The organism is Spongiimicrobium sp. 3-5 (genome assembly GCF_046557915.1).
GTDB lineage: Bacteria > Bacteroidota > Bacteroidia > Flavobacteriales > Flavobacteriaceae > JBHEBG01.
Window position 1 is genome coordinate 851771 of record NZ_JBHEBG010000001.1, and the last position, 17863, is coordinate 869633.

Genomic DNA, 17863 nt, shown 5'->3' on the forward strand with positions numbered 1-17863 from the left:
CTACAAAAGATAAAACATCGATGAACTGCACTCTTAGGGAACTATAATTTCATTAAAACCATGATTACAAACCGGGAAGTCTTTTTACTTAAAACAGGCTTTGCTGCTTTACTGGATTTTCATGGTCTAGAAGCCATTTTTTCCGATGTAATCCCCCGGCATAACCGGTAAGGGAACCATCGCTACCGATTACCCTATGGCAAGGGATTACCACCCATAATGGATTTCTACCGTTGGCCGCGGCTACGGCCCTAATAGCCTTTACGTCTCCCAGTTTTTTAGAAAGTTCCATGTAAGACATGGTCTTGCCATATGGAATTTCTTGAAGCGCTTCCCAGACTTTCTTTTGAAAATCCGTTCCCTGGGGGTTAAGTTCTAGACTAAAGGTTTTGCGTTTGCCTTCAAAATATTCAGTGAGTTGATAGGCCGCGTCTTCTAGAACTTCCGGGAGAACATCGTTATGTAATTCTTTACCGTCCAAAACGGTTATAGCAGAAAGTCCTTGTTGATCCCCTTCTAATTTGGCAGTACCTAAGGGTGTATGGATAAATGCAATTTCCATTATTCGATGTTTGTATCGGCTTTTATAATTCCAAGACGCTGCGCCCTATTTTCCCAGTTTTTTCGTGCCAAAGTCTGTAAGTCCTCTACATTGTCACTTTCGTCCATAATTTCTAGACCTAACAGTGTTTCAATAACATCTTCCATGGTTACCAACCCACTTACGGAACCATACTCGTCCACAACCAAAGCTATGTGTTCTCGTTTTGCGATCAAGGTCTCAAATAATTGGGGAATAGGAGTATCGCGCTGTGTTACTAAAATATCTCTTTTTATGGTGGCCAAGGATGCTTTGCCATTTTTGTTTATTATTTCCTCCAGCACATTATCTTTAAGAACAAAACCTGTGATGTTGTCCATGGTTTCGCCATGGATGGGAATCCTAGAAAAGCGAAGTTTGGTATTCTCGTCGTAAAAATCCTTTATTGAGTCGTTTTCCGAAGCTATTTTCATCACGGTTCTAGGAGTCATTACATGTTTGGCAAGAATTTCATTGAACCGCAGCAGGTTTTTAATGATCAAGGATTCTGACTCTTGAAAAACCCCTTTTTCATGGGCAATATCGGCCATTGCAGTAAAATCTTCCCTGCTCAACACGCTGCCGTGGTGTTCTTTGTTTCCAATAAGTTTGGTGAAAAGCTGTAATATCCAAAGGAGCCCTATCCATTTTAGCCCCCACACCATAATTTTTAGAGCTTTTGTGGTAAAATTGGCCAATTGCTTCCAAAAGGTGGCCCCAATGGTCTTCGGAATAATCTCTGAGGCAACCAAAATTAATATGGTCATAATGGTAGATACCACGCCCACCATTAGGTCTTCGGTAAATTGTATTCCTAAAACGGTCCTTTCTGCGCTGCCATAGATTTCGGCATAAGCCACCTTGGCTTGCACACCTACCAAAATTGCGCCTACCGTATGTGCAATGGTATTAAGGGTAAGGATGGCGATCAGTGGTTTGTCTACATCCTTTTTTAGGTTTTCCAAACTGTTGGCGTAGGGTTTGCCCTCTTTCTTTTTTAGGTTGATAAAAGTTGGGGTAACGCTAAGCAGCACTGCCTCCAAGATAGAGCACAGGAATGAAAAAAAGATTGAGATAAGGGCATAAAAGACAAGCAATCCCATGAAACGCAAATATTACACTAAGGTACTAATAAAATAGTAACCCAAAATTAATGTTATTGAGATAACGCTGCTTTGTAGAATACCTGATGCAAAGCCGATCTAACGTTTAAAGCATACAGATTTCTATTTTCCCTTGTGGGGTAAACCCTATTGGAAAGAAAAATAAATACCAATTGGTTTTTTGGATCGGCCCAAACGAACGTTCCTGTAAAGCCACTATGCCCAAAGCTTTCCGCACTGGCTTCTGGGGCGGGGTAGGCATCTTCTAACGGTAATTCCATATTGTTCAATAAAGGCTTATCGAAACCAAGACCTCTACGATTTTCGTTTTCGGGGTATTGTATTTTTGTGAATTCATTTACCGTTTTCTCCGAGAGGTATCGCTTACCTGCATAGGAACCTCCGTTAGCGTACATTTGCATAAGTCTGGCAAGGTCCGTGGCAGTTCCGAATAGACCTGCATTGCCCGAAATACCGCCTAGCAAAGCTGCGTTTTCATCATGTACCCAACCTTGGGTAAGTGTTTTTCTGAACAACGTATCCACTTCGGTAGGTACTATGGTATTGGGGTAATTTTTGGTACTGGGGTTAAAGCCCAAAGTACTGCAACCCAAAGGGGTATAAAAATTGGTTCCAACAAATTCATCATAAGGCACACCCGTAAGCTGTTTTATGAGCTGCGGATAAATTAGGAAGCTCAGCCCAGAATATTTGTACTTCTTCGTATTTGATACTTCGGATTTGTTTATTGCCCGATTTACTTTTTTATAGAAATTGGTTTTTATATATAGATTGTCGTATGCCTTATTTTCAAAGCCACGCTTACGGTACGGTCTTATATAGCGTCTTTTGATCTTGCCATTCTTTATCACTTCGTCCAAAAAAACAATATAAGGTTCCAACCCGGCCTGATGGCTTAAAATTTCCCTCAGTGTAAGATCCTTTTTGTCCTTTGCTTTGCTCCAGGGTTCCCAATAGGTACTAAAAGGTGCATCTAAATCCAACTTTCCTTCGTCGTGTAATTTCATCAATGCGGGTAAGGGTCCCGTAATTTTGGTTACCGATGCCAAATCATAAATATCGTCTAGGGCTACTTTTTGAATGCTATCGTAGGTATGAAAGCCAAACGCCTCGTGAAAGATGATTTTACGGTCTTTGGCAACAAGCAGTTGTGCCCCAGGGAAAGCATTGTTCCGTATGGCATGGGTCATAATGGAATCTACCCGATGGCGGATATAACTTGAGTCTAGGCCAACATCGCTGGGAAGGCCATACGTAAGGCCTTTGTCCAATGAAAGATCCAAGTTATTAGACTGTTTACTTTGGGCTTGTAGGTTAGAGAATACAAACAGTATACCTATCAGTATAAAAATAAAATGATTGTTCCATTTTTTCATATAAACCATATTATCTATGCGGTTCAAATTTTGTCTTCAAATTACAACTAAATAAGTTTTACTGCATCTTTGGCGAAATAACTTGCGATGATATTTGCCCCTGCTCTTTTAATGGCCACAAGCTGCTCTAACATTACGGCATCATGGTCTAGCCAACCTTTTTCAGCCGCGGCTTTTAGCATTGCATATTCTCCACTGACCTGGTATACGGCAACGGGTACGTCTACTTCATTTTTAATTTCGCGAACGATATCCAGATAGCAAAGACCTGGTTTAACCATAACTATATCGGCCCCTTCATCAATGTCCATTTCCGTTTCCCTAATGGCTTCAAACCGATTGGCGAAATCCATTTGATAGGTTTTTTTGTCTCCAAATCCCGGAGCGGAATCCAGTGCATCCCTAAAAGGTCCGTAAAAGGCACTGGCATATTTGGCGCTATAGCTCATAATACCGGTATCTATAAAACCTTCTTCCTCTAAGGCTTCCCTAATGGTGAGTATCCTACCATCCATCATATCGCTTGGCGCCACAAAATTGGCCCCTGCAGTAGCATGGGAAACACTCATTTCTGCCAATACCTCGGCGGTTTCGTCATTAAGGATTTTCCCATCTTCCACAATACCATCATGTCCGTAAGATGAATAAGGATCTAAGGCAACATCTGTCATTACCAGCATTTCGGGACAGGCATTTTTAACGGTTTTGATAGCTCGCTGCATTAGTCCTTCGGCATTTAGGGCTTCTGTACCTTTATTATCTTTCAGCTCATCCGGAACTTTTACGAACAGCAGCACCGCGCAAAGGCCCATATCCCATAATTCCTTCACCTCTTTCCCTAACAGATCAAGACTTAGGCGATAATAATTTGGCATAGAGGCAATTTCCTCTTTTACGTCCTTACCTTCAACTACAAATAGTGGCACCAAGAAATCTTTTGGCGTTAAGTGGGTTTCCCTTACCAAGTCTCTTATTGCTTTACTGTTTCGTAACCTTCGGTTTCTTATTAGTGGATACATTGTTTTCTTTTTACGGTATTATTTCATGTATAAATGCCGAAGACCTATAAGACTATTTCTCCGATCATATATAGTACGGCCTGCCCGGAAATTTTTACCCGATCGCCCAAAAATTCACAATTTAGTTCTCCTCCTCTTGGGGAAATCTGTTTTGCGGTAAGCTTGATCTTATTTAATTGTTTAGACCAATATGGCGTAAGGGTGGTATGGGCGGAACCCGTAACCGGATCTTCAGGGATTCCGCATTTTGGAAAGAAGGCTCTTGAAACAAAATCTACATCCCTTCCGGGAGCCGATACAATGACCCCTCTACAATCTATCTGATCTAACAAGTGATAATTGGGTCTAATGTTTTCAATTTCCGTTTGGGAGGTATAAATCAATAGATAATCAGATTTGCCCCTAAAGGTCTCTATCGGATTTGCCCCGATGGCCCGGTTAACCTCTTCTGTAAAGGGGAACTCTGTTAAATCGTCCGTTGGGAAATCCATCACCATAGTACCATCACCTGTCTTTTCTACCACGAGATCACCGCTTCGTGGGGAATAAAACCGAATGACCGATTGATCATAATTGTAATGGTTGAACAAGACATATGCGGTGGCCAATGTAGCATGCCCGCACAGGTCTACTTCCACTTCTGGGGTAAACCACCGTAACTCGTACCGATCGTTACTTTTTACCGCAAAGGCCGTCTCCGCTAAGTTGTTTTCCTGTGCAATTTGCTGCATCAATTGGGAATCTGGCCAACTATCCAATATGCATACAGCTGCCGGATTTCCCGCAAAAACAGTGTCGGTGAAGGCATCTACCTGAAAAATCTTTTGTTTCATTATCTACAATTGAACAACAAATTTATGGAATTATTAAACCCAATTTATGGGCTTTACCAATACTTTTAAAAGTCTTTCCTCTTCGCTTCCTTTTTCCGGGTGGTGGTCATAGCGCCATTGCACTTGTGGAGGCAAACTCATAAGAATACTTTCTATACGCCCATTGGTTCTAAGCCCAAATAAGGTTCCTTTGTCATGTACCAAATTAAATTCTACATAACGTCCTCGTCTAATCTCTTGCCAATCTTGGTGTTTTTGCGTGTATGGTAAACCCTTTCGTCTTTCTACAATAGGAACATAAGCTTCTAGAAAACTGTTTCCAACATCCGTAACAAAGCTAAACCAATCTTCCATTTGCATATTCTCTGTCGCTTTGCAATAGTCAAAGAATAGTCCGCCTACACCTCTTGCCTCGTTACGGTGGGCGTTCCAAAAATAGGAATCGCACTTACTTTTGTATTGGGCATAGAATTCTGGATTATGTTTATCACAGGTTTTTTTACAAACCTTATGAAAATGTTCTGCATCTTCATTGAACAGATAGTAGGGAGTTAAATCTTGACCTCCGCCAAACCACTGATCAACAACATCACCTTTTTTGTCGTACATCTCAAAATAGCGCCAGTTTGCATGTACGGTAGGTACCATGGGGCTTTTGGGATGAATTACAAGGCTCAGTCCACAAGCAAAGAAGTCTACATCTTCTACACCAAAATAGGTTTGCATGCTTTTTGGCAGCGCCCCATGTACAGCCGAAATATTGACCCCTCCTTTTTCAAATACCGCTCCATTTTCAATTACTCTGGTGCGGCCACCCCCGCCTTCTGGGCGTTTCCAAAGATCTTCCTTAAATTTTGCCACCCCGTCCACCGATTCCAATTTTGAACAGATGGTATCTTGCAATTCTTGGATATAGGTGTAGAATTTGTTTTTTATTTGTGTCATTGGGTAATCTTGATCGTTTAGGGTCGAAATTCTTTCACCGCATCAATGAAGGCCTTGGCATTTTCAACGGGTACATTGGGCAAAATACCATGTCCTAGGTTAACGATGTATTTATCCTTTCCAAAATCGCGGATCATTTGGGTGACCATTTTCTTAATTTCCTCTGGAGGCGATAGCAAACGCGAAGGATCAAAATTTCCTTGCAATGTAATATTTCCGCCACTTAAGTATCTTGCATTTCTAGCAGAGCAGGTCCAGTCTACTCCTAGAGCCGCCGCTCCCGATTTGGCCATATCACCTAAGGCAAACCAGCAACCCTTACCAAAAACGATAACCGGAGCAAGATCCTTAAGGGCATCGATAATCTGTTGTATGTACTGCCAAGAAAATTCTTTGTAATCCGTTGGGGAAAGCATACCTCCCCAAGAATCGAATACCTGAACTGCATTTACCCCAGCATGCACTTTGGCCTTAAGGTACGCAATTGTGGTATCTGTAATTTTCTGTAGTAGTTGATGTGCGGCCTCTGGCTGGGTAAAACAAAATTCTTTGGCTTTGTCAAAGGTCTTGCTTCCTTCGCCCTGTACGCAGTAACATAATAGGGTCCACGGGGAACCAGCAAAGCCGATCAACGGAATTTCGCTTGCAAGCTTTTCCTTGGTCATTGCTATTGCCTTCATTACGTAATCCAATTCTTTGTTTACATCGGGTATAACAACGCGGTCTACATCTGCTATACTACGAATAGGATTTGGAAGGTAAGGGCCAAAATTAGGTTTCATCTGCACTTCAATGTCCATAGCCTGAGGCACTACCAAGATATCACTGAACAATATGGCGGCGTCCATACCAAATCTGCGAATGGGTTGTACAGTTATCTCGGAGGCCAATTCCGGGGTTTGGCAACGTGTGAAAAAATCGTACTTTTTTTTGATTTCCATAAATTCTGGCAAATAACGGCCCGCCTGCCGCATCATCCATACCGGTGGCCGTTCTACATTTTCTCCGTTGAGGGCTCTAAGAAACAAATCGTTTTTTATCATAGTTGAATGCTCGAACGAGGTCGAGGAATTTATTTATGTGGGTTTAAAAACTTTACTACTTGTACCAAGGTATTTTCTATGGTGGGTTTATTGGCAATAATGATATTGTTTGTATGTATTTTGGCCTCCTCTGCGGTGGTGTTTCCTATGCAGAAGGCGGCGATGTTGTTTAATTGATTGACTTCCGTATAACTCTCTACTGCGCTTGGACTAAAAAAAAGAACTCCGTTAAAAGAACGGTCAAATTTTTTTGGATTTAGCTCGGTGTTGTAAACTTCTATTTCTTTGAATGTAATACCATTTTTTGCTAAAATGGTTGGTAATTCCTTTCTTTTTCTATTTCCACAAAAAAACAGAAAAGACTCGTTTTTATGTTTTTTTGCTATCATTTCGCCCAATTTTGACGCATTTTCAGCATTTTTAACCACTTTTAGTCCATTTTCTTCTAGAAGAGCCCGGGTGTTTTCGCCCACGCAAAAAATATTGGGAATCTTTGGCCTTGTTTTTTCAAATGAGGGGTGCACTTCCCCTGTTTTCTTTTTTAGAAAAGCCTTAACGGCATTTTTACTGGTAAAAATGAAGTTATCCGCACTGTGGGTTATTTCAAAGTCGATGGGGATAATTTTTATGGCATTATATTCCACAAAACCCAGGCCTGCATTTAGAAGCAATTGCTTTTGGGAAGGAGATAATATTTTTGTGGACAGTACTGTTTTCATAGCAGCTTGGACTCCTGGTTAACATGTAAATTATTGCATTTCTTTTTTAATGGTGAACATCAATTCCTTACCACCCTTGGCCAATACCTCTCTAGCGCATATTTTACCAAACCCGTGAGCATTATTTATGGGGACATCTTTTTTAATCGTCACCTTTTTTTTACCGTCTAATGAAAAAAGCGCTCCTTCAAATTTTATGGTATGGTGGGTAATTGTTGCCAATGCGGCAATGGGAGCTGTGCAACCACCTTCCAGAGTTCTTAAAAAATCGCGTTCTATGGTTGTACATAACTCGGTTTCGTCATCGTTTAAAGCTGTTAGCACCTGTTTGCAGTAAGTATCGGTTTCCATGGCGGCGATCATCATTGCGCCTTGGGCGGGTGCCGGTAACATCCAATCTAGTAGAACCATTTCTTTTGGCAAAAGGTTTATTCGCTCCAAGCCTGCCTTGGCGAAAATTGCACCGTTCCAAGGGTTGTCTACAAGTTTTTGTAGTCGGGTATTTACGTTGCCCCTTAAATCTACTAGCTTATGTTTGGGATATTTGTGCAGCCATTGTGCCTTTCGTCGTAAGCTGCCAGTAGCCACTGTTCCTTCATCCGATAGAAAATCTAGACCTTTATGGACCAGTATATCGTGCACATTGGCACGCTTAAGTACGGCAGCCTGCACAATTCCTTTGGGCAAGAGGGTAGGAACATCTTTTAAGGAATGTACGGCAATGTCTATATCACCCTTAAGCATTGCAACATCTAAGGTCTTTGTAAAGATGCCGGTTATGCCCAATTCGTATAGGGGCTTGTCCAAAACAAGGTCGCCTTGCGATTTTATAGGTGCCAGCACGGCTTCCTGTCCAAGTTTTGCCAATTTGTTTTTTACATGGTTTGCTTGCCATAGCGCCAATTCACTATCGCGGGTGCCAATGCGTATTATCCTGTTCATTTGGAATCTACTTCTAATTGAAACACCCTCTGGATAAGCGCCAAACTGGTGTCGGCATCAATGTCCGTTTCCTTAAGATGATTGGCAAATTGCTTGGTAATTTTCTGTATAATGCGATCGGAGATAATATCGGCATGTTCAGGATCGAACTCGGAAGTTTTTTTACTTTGAAAATCGAGCTCTTCTTCCTTTATGGTGTTCAGCTTCTTTTTCAGCGCTTTTATTACTGGGGCAAATTTTCGGGTTTCGAGCCATTTTATAAAATCGTCCTTGGATTCATCAATAATGGTTTCCGCTTCCGGAATATACTGTTTTCTACGCTCCAAAGTCTCATCTGTCATTTGCGAAAGGTGATCTAGATGTATGGACGTTACGTTTTCCAATTCCGAAACATCTTCCGAAACATTTTTTGGAATAGAAAGGTCTAAGATCAACAAGGGTTTTTTGGGATATACCAACTCCTTAGAGATTGTAGGGGCTTGTGCACTGGTTGCTACAATGAGCACATCGGTTTTTCTTATTTCTGTTTGCAAATCCCCATAGTCCTTAACGACGAGGTTAAATTTTCCGGCTACCTTTTCGGCTCTCCCTTTGGTTCTATTGATAAGTGTAATGTGCGAATTCTTGGTGTGTTTTATAAGATTTTCGCAAGTGTTTCTTCCAATCTTCCCCGTTCCGAACAGCAATATGTTCTTGTCGGAAATATTGGGTACGTTTTTAAGAATGTATTGTACGGAGGCGAAGGCTACCGATGTTGCCCCTGAAGACAGTTCGGTCTCGTTCTTTATCCGTTTGCTGGCCCTTAGAACGGCATTGCACAGACGCTCTAGAAAAGGATTGGCCAATCCATGCTTTTTGGAGCGGTAAAAACTCTGTTTCAACTGACTTATAATTTCAAAGTCGCCTAAAATCTGACTATCCAAACCAGTACCCACTCTAAACAAATGGCTTATGGCCTCCTTGTTTTTGTATACGTAAGCAACTTTTTGAAACTCTTCTACGGTACCTCTGGTATTATCGCACAACAATTTAATGAGCTGAAAAGGGTGTTGGGCAAAACCATGTAACTCCGTGCGGTTGCAGGTAGAGGTAACCAAGAGCCCATCAATGTCGTTGAGAACAGCTTGGGCCAATAAATTGTCTATGGCGGTCTCGCTTAGGCTAAACTTTCCGCGGACCACAGCATCCGCCTTTTTGTAGTTAAGGCCTATGGTGTAAAAAGAGTTGTGTTTAGAAATATGGTAATCTTTCATGCATTCATAAGAATCAAAACAAATGTAATTTCATAGTATCAATAAAAATAACGCTAGAGGAATAAATTGTGTCGATATAAGTTTAGATGCTATTCCAATGCAATTACTTGCGCTTAAAATAGTAAATTTGTGTGTTGACAGTCTTTCGGGGCGCTTTTATTTAGAACGACTCTAAATAGAAATGAATATAAAAATCGAAATATGAACACAAAAAATGTCGCTAAAGGTTCCTTTGAGGAAGTGTTGATAGAAGATGGTTTCTATGTGCTTAAAATTCAGAACGACAGTGCTGATAATCAAAGGGTAAGTAGAGAGATCGATAGCTCATTTATTCAGTTTCACTTCTGTTTAAAAGGAAGGGCCAAGTTTATTTTTAATGATGGGCGTTACGCCTTGGACGTATCAGAGGAAAACTCGCTGTTGTTGTATAATACCCAATTGGATTTACCCATGAATTTGGAGTTGAACGCCAATTCTTGGCTTGTTTCGGTAATAATGACCATTAGAAAGTTCCATTCTTTATTTTCAAAAGAAGCAAACTACATTCCTTTTTTAAGTACGGACAATAAAGAGAAGAAGTACTATTCGCAAGAAGGGGTCAGTCCGGCAATTGCCGTTGTCCTCAGTCAGGTGATGAACTACAACCTGCATCCTTCCATTAAGGAGCTCTATATACGGGGCAAGGTCTATGAACTTATTTCCCTCTATTTTAATAAAAACGAGGATGCCGATATGGAACAATGTCCTTTTTTGGTAGATGAGGATAATGTAAGGCGCATTCGGCAGGCTAAGGAAATAATGATTTCCCGCATGGCAGAACCGCCAACCCTTGTAGAACTTTCCGAGGAGATAGGGCTTAGCCTTAAAAAACTTAAAGAAGGATTTAAGCAAATCTACGGGGATTCGGTATTTAGTTTTTTATTTGATTATAAGATGGACTATGCCCGTAAGATGCTAGAGACAGGAAAGCACAATGTAAACGAAGTTGGCTTAAAAGTAGGATATAGCACAGCTAGCCATTTTATTTCGGCCTTTAAAAAGAAATATGGTACCACCCCTAAAAAATATTTAATGTCCTTGGCCGCTGGTTAGGCAATACATCATTCAAACTTTTAAATCAAACACGCCTTATTTCAATCAAAATTTCGATATTTAGACGTACCAATACATAATAATTTAATGAAACTACCCTTTAGAATCGTCCTTTTGCTACTGTTATCTATTGCAGTAAGTAACTGTAAACAAGAACCTAAAAAAGAGAAAACGTCGGAGGACAATCTAGAAACAATTGAGCCCGATAAGATTTTGGTTTTTACCAAAACCGCTGGCTGGCGGCATAAATCCATAGAAAAAGGAGTGGCTACCCTTAAGGAGTTGGGCGCCATGGAAAATTTTGAAATTACACATACCGAAGATTCCCTAGAGTTTAATTCCGAAAACCTTAAAAATTACAAATTGGTTATTTTTCTTAGTACCACACTTGATGTCTTAGGCCTTGAACAGGAGCAGGCCTTTGAGGGTTTTATAGATGCAGGAGGTAATTTTATGGGGATACACGCGGCTTGTGATACCGAATATGAATGGTCTTGGTATGGGAAACTAGTTGGAGCATACTTTGATAGCCATCCCAATGACCCCAATGTAAGGGAGGCCAAAATGCAGGTATTGGACAAAGATCATCCGTCCACTTCCCATCTAGAAGATACGTGGGTGCGTGCAGACGAATGGTATAACTATAAAGAGATTAACCCAAACATAAAAGTTCTTATAAATTTAGACGAGAGTTCCTATGAAGGAGGTACCAATGGGGAAAACCATCCAATTGCATGGTATCAGGAAATTGGAGCTAGCCGCATTTTTTATACTGGGGGCGGACACACAAAAGAATCTTTTGATGAACCTGCGTTTAAAGCACATTTATTGGGTGGAATAACCTACTGTCTGGGCAGATAATGGTTTAGGGCATTGGTCTGGCCACCATAATTCCCGTATTGTGCTTTATTTGTTTTAGGTAATTGGCTAATGGTAATTCTGAAACTTCAACTTCGCCAGAAGAAGATGAGGCATGTAGTAAATGAATGCGACCATCACTTTCCCGCGTGGCCATACCTGTATGGGTTATGTCCAATCCTTTAATGGAAGTAGTTAAAGCTATGATATCCCCGGTCTTCAGCAAATGTTCATTGGTTTCAATTTGATCTTGTGCCAAAATGCAGATTGGTTGCTGGTTTAATCGCTGTTCCGTTTGACGGATCTCGTCATAATTTTCATCGTTATCCTTAAGAAAGGGATATAAGTTGCGATGCGTGCTCATAAAGTTTATTTTCTTAAAAACTTCATTACCGCCCACTTCGGCAGTAACATCTTTTACCAGTCCTTTTTGCCCGTTATCGGCTATCCAATCGGTGAAATAATGAAGTCGGGAAGGATAACCATCCAATTTTCCGGCTCTATAACGCAACTTTTCCAAAAACGCTATATACGAATCAAAGTCCTTTTTCCCGCTTTTTAACATAAGCCCAAAAGCAAGTATATTTTCTATATAGGTGGTACAATCCAAACCCTGTAGGTTAATGACCAAGGATTCGGTCTTGCCCACTTCCAAAGTTTTGGCCACATAAGGAGTTTTTAAGAATGTTTTTCCGATTAAAACCAAAGTCTCGCCAAAATTAGGTCTAAGGAGATTACTAGTTTCCGACACTTTGGATACAAAAGCTTCCTTATCCTGGGCAGAGCATATGAGTTGCTGACCGTTAGTGCTATTAATCCATAACAAAACGCAAAGTGCAAGGTTGCCCAAGGAAAATTTCATACAACTATTTAATCATTAAAATCGATACTCTCTTCTTCATTTAAACGGAAGACACTGTGCTTATATTTTAGATCCTGTATATGGATCTGAGGATATTTTTGTAAAAGATCTTCTGGTAAATCGCCTATTACGGGGTTATATCCTTTTACGGACCTAACAGACCAATAGGTATTTGTGCCATCGGATATTGGGTCTTCGGCACTGTAACTCCAGCCTATGCTTTTAGAGATATAATCCTCCAAGTCAGTAGAAAACTCAAAATTATGGATATCCGTATTCTGAATGGTAAACATGGGTTTTTCAGGAATATTGATTGCTTCGGGTTTAGGTCCCAAATGAGTATAGGAATACGTATAACCGTCTAGTACGTCTATTATCAAAATTATATTATATGTAGAAAACCGATCCAGATAGCCAGGTTTTAAAATATCCACTGGATTGGAATAAAACCCTGGAGCTAGGACGGTGTACATGGTATATTGTTTTTCCGAATTATCTTCATAACCTGTAGTTGTAAAAAATAGCCTTTCATATGGTGGCACATCAAATTCAAGATAACTATCATAAGAGGCAAATTCGCTATAGTCCAAGGAAATGTTGGCTCCATTGGTGTACTCGTCCAAAAAGTGGTACTTAAAATCGCCATTGCCGTCAAAGATTGAAATTAAATAATCGTCTCCATTTTGCTTAATATCAATTTGCTCTTCAAAATCGGTAAATCCTCCATTGGAAACAGTATTAAATCTTGCATCAGATATTCCAATACCGTCAGAGATATTGAAACCATAAAAAACAGGTTGGAAGGGAACATTGTTAACGCTTAAATTAAATTTGCCAAGTGTTGGGTTGGATATAGGCTCAGGAGATACGGTGCAAGTATTGTCCCAAATACTTCCCTTGGTTACCTCCGTTACAGACTCTAGTATATGTGAAGGGAACCCTTGGATTTCCCTAACCTCTAAAGTGGTTACCGTAAACTTTGCGGGTATTTCCTCTTCGCTGGTTTCAAAGGTTAGGACCTCCTCCGTTTCGTAGGTCTTATAATCTAATAATTGACCATCCTCCCCATGTACTATTATCCAATTGTCCATTGCGGAAGAATCGTCTTCACAAGCCGTTTTTACCGTAAAATAGACTTCAGATTTTGGGTCGTCAGAAGTTTTTTCCTCGTCTTTGGAGGAACTTTCCTCGTCTTTGGAGCAACTTATAATAAACAAACAAAGAAAAGGGAGCAAAAAGAAGTAGGGACATTTCATATATAGTTGTTCTAGATTTTTTAGGCAGCACTATATACTACTTTTCTTTCAGTTTGTAAAATTAAAACGATAATATTAAAAGAAATCGGTTCATTGATGAGAAAATGGCACTTCAAAATTGACTGTTTAATGCTTGGCCCGCAGTTGCGGTTACATTGATATTCCTTATGATGGCATCAAAAAAGTATTCAACTAATAGTAACATAATTAGACCACAAGTAGTACTTTTATGCGCAAAAGAAACTAAAAAATATTCCATAAAGAATGAAAGGAATTTTATTGGTAAATCTTGGCTCTCCCGATAGTCCAACTCCCAAAGCAGTAAAACCTTATTTGGACGAATTTTTAATGGACGAACGGGTAATAGATGTGCCCAATTGGTTGCGAAACGTATTGGTGCGTGGCATAATATTGCAGACAAGACCTAAAAAATCCGCGCAGGCCTACAAAAAGATTTGGTGGGACGAAGGTTCTCCGTTGATCGTAATTTCGGAACGTTTTAAAGAAAAGGTGCAAGAGCAGATAAATTTACCGATAGCACTTGGAATGCGTTACGGTTCCATGTCCATAAAAAAAGCACTTCAAGAATTAAAAGAAAAGGGGGTAGATGATGTTTTGCTGGTACCGCTATACCCGCATTATGCCATGTCTTCTTATGAGACTGTTGTGGTTAAGACCATGGAAGAGAAAGAAAAACACTTCCCCGAAATGCGGATTACCACCTTACCGGCATTCTACAAAAATGAAGATTATATAAAAGTACTTTCCAACAAAATAGCTGCGGAACTAAAAGATTTTGACTACGATCATATTTTGTTCTCGTATCATGGAATTCCTGAGCGGCATATACGAAAATCGGATCCTACCAAGTTTCACTGTAAGATAGACGGTAGTTGCTGTAGTATAAATTCCGTGGCCCATAATACATGTTACAGGCACCAAGTGTATGATACCACGGAAATGGTAAAGTCGTATTTAGGATTGCCCGAAGAAAAAGTAAGTTCTTCATTTCAATCGCGTTTGGCAGGTGACCCTTGGCTAAAGCCTTACACAGATTATGAGTTTGATCGATTGGCGGCGGAAGGGAAAAAGCGTTTAGCAGTGATTACACCAGCTTTTGTGGCAGATTGTTTAGAGACGTTGGAAGAGATTGCCATGGAAGGAAAGGCCCAATTTGAAGAAGCCGGTGGCGAGGCCTATAAACATATAGCATGTTTAAATGACGACGACGCCTGGGTAAAGGTAATGGTAAACTGGATCTCTAACTGGAACCTTAATGCAACCTTACCAAGTTAATGGGCAAGGTCTCCGCTGAACAATTAGGTTCGGAGCCCATTGGAAAACTGCTCGTTAAACAGGCGGTACCTGCTTCTATAGGCATTTTGGTAATGTCCCTAAATGTACTTGTAGATTCTATTTTTGTAGGCAATTGGATCGGTTCTATTGCCATAGCTGCCATTAATGTTGTACTCCCTGTCTCTTTTTTCATTGCCGCCCTGGGTATGGCCATAGGTATTGGGGGATCTAGCATTATTTCCAGAGCTTTGGGGGCAGAAAATAAGGAAAGGGCCCTTAAAACCTTTGGCAATCAAATAACACTTACCCTCCTGGTTACTGTTTCCATGGTGGTTTTGGGGCTGTATTATGTGGATTCTTTAATTCCGGCCTTTGGAGGCAAAGGTGCCATCTTTGGACCCGCAAAAATTTACTATACCATAGTTTTGTACGGAGTGCCCTTTTTAGCCTTATGCATGATGGGCAATACCGTGATAAGGGCAGAAGGAAAACCCAAGTTTGCCATGATCGCCATGATAATTCCTTCAGTGGGTAACCTGTTCATGGACTACCTCTTCATTTATGTGTTGGATTGGGGTATGCATGGTGCCGCTTGGGCAACTACCATTGGATATCTTCTTTGCCTATCGTATATCGTTTGGTTCTTTCTTTCTAAAAACTCCGAACTGAAATTGAAGTTTCATCATTTTGGAATGAAAGGTACTATTCTGAAGGAAATAGGATCCTTGGGGTTTGTTACCCTCGCCAGACAGGCCGTAACCAGTATCACCTATTTATTGATGAACAATATTTTGTTCGATCTTGGTGGTGAAGCCATGGTTGCCGTATATGCCATAATAGGGCGCATGCTTATGTTTGCCCTTTTTCCTGTTTTTGGAGTAACCCAAGGTTTTCTACCCATCGCCGGGTTTAATTATGGAGCTAGGAAATATAACAGGGTAAGGCAGTCGATCAATACAGCAATTAAATATGCGGCCATTATGGCCTCTTTGGTTTTTGTGGGCCTAATGGTTTTCCCCGGAGAAATAGCGTCCTTGTTCTTAAGTAGTAGAACCGATTTGCCCGCCAAAGAATTGGCGGTGAACATTTTTGTTCTGGAGCATGCACCGGCAGCTATGCGCTGGGTTTTTGCCGCTACTCCAATAATAGCATTACAATTGATTGGAGCTGCTTATTTTCAGGCAGTTGGAAAGGCCATTCCCGCGCTATTGTTGACCCTTACCAGGCAGGGATTCTTTTTTATACCACTCGTTATAATTTTACCATACTTTTTGGGAGAACTGGGTGTTTGGATCTCCTTTCCTATAGCAGATATACTGGCTACCTTAGTGACCGGATATTACCTTCGCAAGGAAGTAAGGACTAAGCTCATGAAGGTTTAGTGCCTAGACAAGCCTAGCTTTCTACTCCAGGCTTAAAAAATTGACCGTATTTTGATAATAAATTTTGTTCAAAATATCCGATGTAAGCCCTAGACCTTTGGTCTTTTGTCCACGTACCGTTAGCGAATCCGTGCCACTAAGATAATCCCATAGGGTTTGATAATTGGTGTCCAGATTTTCTTGTTCGGCCTTAAGTTCATCCTCGGTCATGGTATCTTCTTGGCTTCCATTGCCGTAGTCCGAACCAAACAATATTCTGTCTTGGTACTTATCAAAGAACTGAGCTACTTTTTTGGAATCTTGTCTTGCCAAATCACCAAATCTTGCAGCCAATTCCACTTGCATATTCGGGTATTTGTCTAACCGCTCGGCCACCATATCCACATTATGCGACATGCTTCCGATATGCGCACAGAGCACGGAGAGGCTGGGATTGTTTTCAATCCATTGGTCCCTTGCGGAAATGATGGTTTCATAGGTAGGGATGTCCGGGAACATATACGCATGGTATTGCGGATTGTTTTTATAGTATCCGTAGTGCGGGTTGTTAGGGTCGTCTAACGGTCTCCACGCCTGTACCGGCTCTCCTATATGAGCCATAACAGGGATTTTGCGTTCACTTAAAAAATCCCATATAGGCTGCAACCTAGCATCATCTATCTGAATAAAATTACCGGCATTGTCTTTGGTTACCATCCCAAAATTTTTCCAAACCTTTACCATTAGCGCCCCCGAATCTATTTCCTGTCCCAATTGGGCAATGGCTTTTTCGGCAAAATCCGAAGCATCTATCCCGTTGCCTATCAGGGAAGAACAGAGGTAGAAAAGGTTAGGATTTGCCTTAGCGTTTTTTGTATACCCGTCCCAGCTCCTTTCTATTCCCTCGGTATCTTCGATGGCCACATCTACCAATACCGACTGCATATTCCACTTCTGAAATAACGCGGGGAAATACGTACGAGAATATTCGTAATGCGAATGAACATCTATTTTCTTAATGGAAGCATCAACAAGGGCAGTACTTTCAGTTTCGGTTATTGGTTTTTGCTCCGATTTTGATTTGCACGCTATTAAGCAAACAGTTAGGAACATTAAACAAATGATATTTCTCATGATTTTTGTATTTGACATTGTCGAATTTTGTTTTGTGCAGGTATCAACTTCTACAGATGGAAGGACAGAAAAGCGTTTGGGAACTTTTAAAGATATCAAATTTATTTGTTAGTATCCCTCTCTCCTGTGGGTTGGATTAACTTAAGTAAAATGAACGTGTCTTTTTTAAG

At 40.7% G+C, this 17863-nt stretch carries 17 protein-coding genes; 4 read left to right on the forward strand and 13 right to left on the reverse strand.

Annotated elements, in window-relative coordinates; translation table 11 throughout:
• Nucleotides 1-88 precede the first annotated feature (88 nt).
• The 10 genes from ACEQ81_RS03780 to hemA are packed head-to-tail and all read right to left on the reverse strand — an operon-like array spanning nucleotide 89 to nucleotide 9834.
• Entirely contained in the window at nucleotides 89-562 is a 474-nt protein-coding gene (locus ACEQ81_RS03780; RefSeq protein ID WP_411029513.1) for a methylated-DNA--[protein]-cysteine S-methyltransferase, read from the reverse strand.
• Entirely contained in the window at nucleotides 562-1683 is a 1122-nt protein-coding gene (locus ACEQ81_RS03785) for a CNNM domain-containing protein (RefSeq protein ID WP_411029514.1), read from the reverse strand. The genes ACEQ81_RS03780 and ACEQ81_RS03785 overlap by 1 nt, the downstream gene beginning before the upstream one ends.
• Before the next feature lie 53 nt (nucleotides 1684-1736).
• Entirely contained in the window at nucleotides 1737-3080 is a 1344-nt protein-coding gene (locus ACEQ81_RS03790) for a serine hydrolase domain-containing protein (RefSeq protein ID WP_411029515.1), read from the reverse strand.
• A 47-nt stretch (nucleotides 3081-3127) separates the two neighbouring features.
• Nucleotides 3128-4099 (reverse strand): porphobilinogen synthase, encoded by a 972-nt coding sequence (hemB, locus tag ACEQ81_RS03795; protein WP_411029516.1) that lies wholly within the window; start codon nucleotides 4097-4099, stop codon nucleotides 3128-3130.
• Nucleotides 4100-4143: 44 nt separating this feature from the next.
• Entirely contained in the window at nucleotides 4144-4932 is a 789-nt protein-coding gene (locus ACEQ81_RS03800) for a PhzF family phenazine biosynthesis protein (protein WP_411029517.1), read from the reverse strand.
• A 33-nt stretch (nucleotides 4933-4965) separates the two neighbouring features.
• Complete coding sequence (gene hemF / locus ACEQ81_RS03805; RefSeq protein WP_411030369.1) at nucleotides 4966-5868, reverse strand: oxygen-dependent coproporphyrinogen oxidase; 903 nt, start codon at nucleotides 5866-5868, stop codon at nucleotides 4966-4968.
• Between the two features lie 26 nt (nucleotides 5869-5894).
• Nucleotides 5895-6920: a uroporphyrinogen decarboxylase gene (gene hemE / locus ACEQ81_RS03810; RefSeq protein ID WP_411029518.1), complete on the reverse strand. Its 1026-nt coding sequence runs from the start codon at nucleotides 6918-6920 to the stop codon at nucleotides 5895-5897.
• Nucleotides 6921-6949: 29 nt separating this feature from the next.
• Nucleotides 6950-7639, reverse strand: coding sequence for a uroporphyrinogen-III synthase (locus ACEQ81_RS03815; protein WP_411029519.1), 690 nt, complete (start codon nucleotides 7637-7639; stop codon nucleotides 6950-6952).
• Between the two features lie 30 nt (nucleotides 7640-7669).
• Nucleotides 7670-8581, reverse strand: a complete 912-nt coding sequence (hemC, locus tag ACEQ81_RS03820; RefSeq protein ID WP_411029520.1) for a hydroxymethylbilane synthase — start codon at nucleotides 8579-8581, stop codon at nucleotides 7670-7672.
• Complete coding sequence (gene hemA / locus ACEQ81_RS03825) at nucleotides 8578-9834, reverse strand: glutamyl-tRNA reductase (protein ID WP_411029521.1); 1257 nt, start codon at nucleotides 9832-9834, stop codon at nucleotides 8578-8580. The genes hemC and hemA overlap by 4 nt, the downstream gene beginning before the upstream one ends.
• 201 nt (nucleotides 9835-10035) lie before the next feature.
• On the opposite strand from hemA, the gene ACEQ81_RS03830 reads away from it, so the two are divergent.
• Together ACEQ81_RS03830 and ACEQ81_RS03835 are read left to right on the forward strand one after the other, a co-directional pair.
• Complete coding sequence (locus ACEQ81_RS03830; RefSeq protein WP_411029522.1) at nucleotides 10036-10926, forward strand: helix-turn-helix transcriptional regulator; 891 nt, start codon at nucleotides 10036-10038, stop codon at nucleotides 10924-10926.
• Between the two features lie 87 nt (nucleotides 10927-11013).
• Nucleotides 11014-11787, forward strand: a complete 774-nt coding sequence (locus ACEQ81_RS03835; protein ID WP_411029523.1) for a ThuA domain-containing protein — start codon at nucleotides 11014-11016, stop codon at nucleotides 11785-11787.
• Between the two features lie 4 nt (nucleotides 11788-11791).
• Here ACEQ81_RS03835 and ACEQ81_RS03840 read toward each other — a convergent pair whose 3' ends face one another.
• Both ACEQ81_RS03840 and ACEQ81_RS03845 read right to left on the reverse strand, forming a co-directional pair.
• Nucleotides 11792-12646, reverse strand: coding sequence for an N-acetylmuramoyl-L-alanine amidase-like domain-containing protein (locus ACEQ81_RS03840; RefSeq protein ID WP_411029524.1), 855 nt, complete (start codon nucleotides 12644-12646; stop codon nucleotides 11792-11794).
• 8 nt (nucleotides 12647-12654) lie between these two features.
• Nucleotides 12655-13902, reverse strand: coding sequence for a hypothetical protein (locus tag ACEQ81_RS03845; RefSeq protein ID WP_411029525.1), 1248 nt, complete (start codon nucleotides 13900-13902; stop codon nucleotides 12655-12657).
• Nucleotides 13903-14166: 264 nt separating this feature from the next.
• On the opposite strand from ACEQ81_RS03845, the gene hemH reads away from it, so the two are divergent.
• Together hemH and ACEQ81_RS03855 are read left to right on the forward strand one after the other, a co-directional pair.
• Entirely contained in the window at nucleotides 14167-15198 is a 1032-nt protein-coding gene (hemH, locus tag ACEQ81_RS03850; protein WP_411029526.1) for a ferrochelatase, read from the forward strand.
• Nucleotides 15198-16580: an MATE family efflux transporter gene (locus ACEQ81_RS03855; RefSeq protein WP_411029527.1), complete on the forward strand. Its 1383-nt coding sequence runs from the start codon at nucleotides 15198-15200 to the stop codon at nucleotides 16578-16580. The genes hemH and ACEQ81_RS03855 overlap by 1 nt, the downstream gene beginning before the upstream one ends.
• A gap of 21 nt (nucleotides 16581-16601) precedes the next feature.
• Here the strand turns inward: ACEQ81_RS03855 and ACEQ81_RS03860 are convergent, their stop codons facing one another.
• Nucleotides 16602-17693, reverse strand: coding sequence for an amidohydrolase family protein (locus ACEQ81_RS03860; protein ID WP_411029528.1), 1092 nt, complete (start codon nucleotides 17691-17693; stop codon nucleotides 16602-16604).
• Between the last annotated feature and the right edge of the window lie 170 nt (nucleotides 17694-17863).